This window comes from Carboxylicivirga sp., assembly GCF_982718395.1.
The window spans coordinates 1-4,880 of record NZ_CEXQWX010000267.1; the positions used below are offsets into that span (position 1 = coordinate 1).

A 4,880-nucleotide genomic window follows, 5' to 3' on the forward strand; every position below is an offset into this window, starting at 1 on the left:
GAACAATATGGAGAAGATTTTTCACATGTAAGGTTGCATACCGGCAGTGAAGGATCAGAAGCCACAGAGTCAATCGGAGCCAGGGCAATCACCACAGGAAGTCATATTTTTGCGAATTCTAATGAAAACATACATAGTCCGAACGGTAGTGATCTTTTAAATCATGAATTGGGTCATGTAATTCAACAAACCGGAAGTCGTCCTGTAAACGAAGAGCATTCTGCAGAACCTGTTAATGGTAAGGCTAATAAAGGTTTGGTAATAGATCCGAAGCTGGAAAAAGAAGCTGATCATTTTGCACAAAAAAGTGGAGTATCATTATCAGGAATTTCGAATGACTCCGGTGGATTACACCCAAGATTGGAAGATGTTACCTTACAATTTCTTGATAAAGTTTCTTCTGCACCGGAAGTACAAGAAAAAATCAGACTTCGTGGTAAATATGCTGCATTGACCAAGCCGGAAAAATTGATGGCAAACAACATGTATAATACCTTGTCTAATGCTCTTGAAAAATTTACGGTAGTGGGCAAATTTAATACTGTTAAAAAAGAACTGAAAGAATATCTGAAGAGAAGGTTTACGGATAAAAAGCTTACTCCAGAAACGATGCGCAATATTGTTCGGCTAAGCAAGGTTAAAAAGAAACTTAAAAGAACGGATAAGAAGAAAAAGTGGGTATTAGATATTAAACGTTTGGAAGTTGCACTTGAGGAATGGATTTTAAATATGGGAGGAGTCTTTCTTGATATTAAATTCAATGCTAAGAAAGGAGTAATTGATACAAACAATCCAATTAAAAAGCTACGTGTTCAGAATGTGTTCATGGATAAAGTAATGGTGACATCAAAATTATGGGACATTCTAATTCAGAATACATTCCCGCCACCTAAAAACAAGCTTGGAACACCTAAAGAATATAAAGAGAAAGGAAAAGTAGTTCTTCTTAATACTCACTATATAAATCCATTTAAGGGAAGGAAATTCGCACTAAATGATACGATTGCCAATTTGATAGAGCAATGGCTCAAACCAGACATTAAAAACTTAAAAACCGGGAATACTGAATCGGAAGCCATACCAATTTATTGGTATAAACGACCAGGAGATTATCCGACCTCTATCAAGCTGAAAGGATTTAATCGAAATATCCGAATGAAGAATACCACTGAACATATGCAACATGAAGGCTCCAATATTCAAATCGGAGTGAGCGATAAGTTCATGGTAAAAGAGGGTAGAGTTTTGCAAAGGAGGCCGAACAGCGACAGTTCAACAAGAGATAGTAGTCTGACAAAGAATTATCGCGAAGCGCTGAAAGCGTATAAATACTCTAAAAAATCATTAAGTAATGAAGATATAGATCATGTCACGGATTTAGGTTTCAGTGGCAAGCATGGTGGTATAAAAGGGGCAGATAAATATGAAAACATGTGGCCACTAAAGAGTGGTATTAACAGGATACCATTCTATAACCGATGGCTTGACAGATATAAAATTGTCTATAAAAAGGGCAATAAACCACAGTTTGGTTCATTGAAAACAATGCGCGGAAAATTCTTTAGAATAAAGGGATATAATAATTCGATCCCCAAAAAACCTGGAGGACTGCCTCACGGTACTTAAATTATAAAAATGATCATCTCGCTCGCCATACAAAAAGGAGGATCGGGTAAAACTACTACTGCAGTGAACCTGGGTGCCCGGCTACGGGATTTGGGAAGAAAAGTCTTGCTGATTGACATGGATCCCCAGGCCAACCTTTCACAGTCTCTTGGCTTTATTGAAAATCATAATCCGAATATTTCACACTTAATCAGAAGCTTCTTCAGAGGTGAAGATGCATATATAAGCAATGCAATATACGAAGCAAACGGAATGGATCTTGTTCCGGCTTCACATGAATTAGGAGATGCAGAACTTGAACTGGTAAGTACTTATAACAGGGAGCACTTACTTAAAATGTTGCTCGAAGAGGTGAATGATCAATATGACAATATTATTATTGATTGTCCTCCCTCGGTAGGTTTACTTACTATAAATGCATTATCTGCCAGCAATTTTGTAATACTACCTCTGCAAGCGGAATTTTTACCTCTCAAAGGAGTAGAGAGTTTTATGCACAGATTTAATATTGTCAGAAAACAACTTAATCCTCAAATTAAAGTTCTTGGTTACTTGCTTACAAAGTTTGAACCAAGGAAAAAGATGAATCAGCAGATATGGGAACGACTTCATAATGAATTTGGTAAAACCGTTTTCAATACCAGAATTCGCTCAAATATTACACTTGCTCATGCGCAGGAAAATGGACAGGATATATTTTCTTATGACAGCAGATGCAATGGAGCACAAGATTATGAGAATTTGACAGCAGAAGTTTTAGAACGTATTAATCTAGAAAAGCAATGAAATCATCTTACCGTCGACACCGAAATTCTCGACCTTCCGGTGACAAACAACAATCTTTCTTTGGTTCAACCATTCAGCCAAAGAAAAAGGGAAAAGGCTTTTTCGGGCCAACAATTCAAAAAAAGGATGCTGATAAAGGAACAGCCGAGGAGCGTCTGAAAGAGGATAAGCAAATTCAGGAAAAATCAGAACTTCAAAAACAGGAGATGGAAGAAGAGGAAGGGCTGCAAATGGAAACAGATATTCAGAAAGAAAGTCAAGATGAATCAGAAGAAGAACTTTCTGAATAGCGGGAGCAATCTTATTAAATTATAACTGCTAATTTTTAGTCAATGGGTGGGAATAACTCAAAAAGAAGATTTTTTGGCTTATTTAATCGCGAAAAGGATAATGCTGAAAATACTGCTTCAGAAATCAATGAAACGCCTCTTGAATCTAATTTTGGAGTCATAAATGAAGAAGAAGTTCATTCGGAAGTTACTAATGATACCGATAATGAATCAATGGAACAAACTAACCAAAAAGAATATCCCACAAATCATGAATTTCTCTACATTGATAAATTGATAAGATTCAGGTTGAATACTTATTTTCCGGATAAATCAGATAAAAGTAAGCCCAAAACCCCTGATTCGAAAACATGGTCGGTTTTTATACCGGAAATAATTAATGATTACCTGGCAGATATCGAAGAACAAGAAAGGGAATATGCAAAGGCGCTACTTTTATTAACCTTGGTTCCACATGTAATACCTGATTTACTGGATATAGTAATAAAAGACAAAATAGGTGATAATGGCGATTTTCAGAGGATAGGAGGGGTTCGTGGTAAAAATTTCAGAGGTTTTATACCAACGTGCGAAACTGCGCTGTTTTTATTAGCTGGTGATTCCCCCGAAGAAAGAATACAGGTGCAACGATTGCTGGAGAGTGAAAGCTTTTTGATAAAAAACCAAGTGATACGAATTGAAGATCCACCTGTTGGTGAACCAATGCTCAGTGGGATGATAATCATGGAGCAGGAATATGTTGAATTATTTACAACCGGAGCAATATCACGTCCAAGGTTTGGATTTAATTTTCCTGCTCAACTGCTTGAAACACCACTGGAATGGTCGGATCTTGTATTACCTGCTGAAACTTTAAAGCAAATTGAAGACCTTAATATCTGGATTGAGCATAATTCAAGATTAAAGGAAAAATGGAAAGTTGGAAAAAAACTTAAATCAGGTTTAAGAGTTCTTTTTCACGGACCTCCCGGAACTGGCAAAACAATGACGGCATCTTTATTAGGTAAAACCAACGGCAGGGATGTTTACAAAATTGATTTGTCACTGGTAGTTTCCAAATATATCGGAGAAACAGAAAAGAACCTGGGCAAATTATTTGACAAGGCAAAAAATAAAGATTGGATATTGTTCTTTGACGAAGCCGACGCCTTGTTTGGAAAACGTACAAATATCAGGGATGCACATGACAAATATGCTAATCAAGAGGTTTCGTATTTGTTGCAGCGCGTTGAAGATTATCCTGGTCTGGTTATCCTCGCAACGAACTATAAAGGGAATATTGATGAGGCCTTCTCCCGAAGATTTCAGGGGTATATTTATTTTCCACCACCTAAAAAGCATGATAGGATAAGGTTGTGGAACACGTATCTACCGGAACCGGAATCTGACGATGAGCACATCGATGTACATGGAATTGCAAAAAGATATAATCTAAATGGGGGTAATATTGTGAATGTAGTTCAATATGCGTGTTTGCAAGCACTACACAAAAATCTTGATTATCCCGAAGAGGCAGATCTGCTATATGGTATTCAAAGAGAATACAGCAAAGAAGGAAAAATATTCTGATCTTCTAATTCAACTAAATACCCCACAAGTCAATAATTAAACAAAAGTAATATGGCAAATTATACAACAACAGTTGAAACTGATAGAGCCCATATTGGAATCAGTGATAAGGGCCAGGTAATGAACGAAGTCGGTAAGCCTGCCTTTGCATCAGTTGAAAAAGAAGGTACTTATGAGCACTTATCCATAGGAGACTTAACCGAAGGGTACACTCTCGCTTATCGGATCGGAGGTTCTGATCATGTAAAATATGACGTATATAGTGATTGTCAAGGCATATTGCTGGAGAACAGACATGTGTGTAAAGACTCCCCTGAAGAACTTGTTTTCGTCTCAAACACCATAACAGACGATCAGTTATTACGCATTAAACAGGTATTTACTTATTCTAAAAATACCACACGGTTGTACATCAGCATGAATATTTCAAATTGCTCCAAAACGGCATTTGATCTTGAGGATTTTCTCGTTAAAAGATTCTCTGATATTGATGTTGATACCGGGGGTACACAAGGCTGGGCTGACTTTCAAGGGCATTGGGATAAAACACGGTATTCAGCCTTTAGCTATAACCTGGAGAATGAAGCTCCAAGTGGAAAAAGGGCGCAT

The 4,880-nt window shown here is 37.2% G+C and carries 5 protein-coding genes; all 5 read left to right on the plus strand.

Annotated elements, in window-relative coordinates:
* On the plus strand, positions 1 to 1,626 hold a 1,626-nt coding region (locus tag AC4MRQ_RS24935; protein WP_491200449.1), incomplete at its 5' end, for an eCIS core domain-containing protein.
* A 9-nt stretch (positions 1,627 to 1,635) separates the two neighbouring features.
* Positions 1,636 to 2,412 carry a ParA family protein gene (locus tag AC4MRQ_RS24940; RefSeq protein ID WP_491200450.1) on the plus strand — a complete coding sequence of 259 codons (777 nt, stop codon included), beginning with the start codon at positions 1,636 to 1,638 and terminating at the stop codon, positions 2,410 to 2,412.
* Entirely contained in the window at positions 2,409 to 2,702 is a 294-nt protein-coding gene (locus AC4MRQ_RS24945; RefSeq protein ID WP_491200451.1) for a hypothetical protein, read from the plus strand. Before AC4MRQ_RS24940 ends, AC4MRQ_RS24945 begins: the two co-directional genes overlap by 4 nt.
* Before the next feature lie 42 nt (positions 2,703 to 2,744).
* The gene (locus tag AC4MRQ_RS24950) at positions 2,745 to 4,271 is read left to right on the plus strand and encodes an ATP-binding protein (protein ID WP_491200452.1); all 1,527 of its coding nucleotides are present in this window, start codon (positions 2,745 to 2,747) and stop codon (positions 4,269 to 4,271) included.
* 51 nt (positions 4,272 to 4,322) lie between these two features.
* On the plus strand, positions 4,323 to 4,880 hold a 558-nt coding region (locus AC4MRQ_RS24955), incomplete at its 3' end, for a hypothetical protein (protein WP_491200453.1).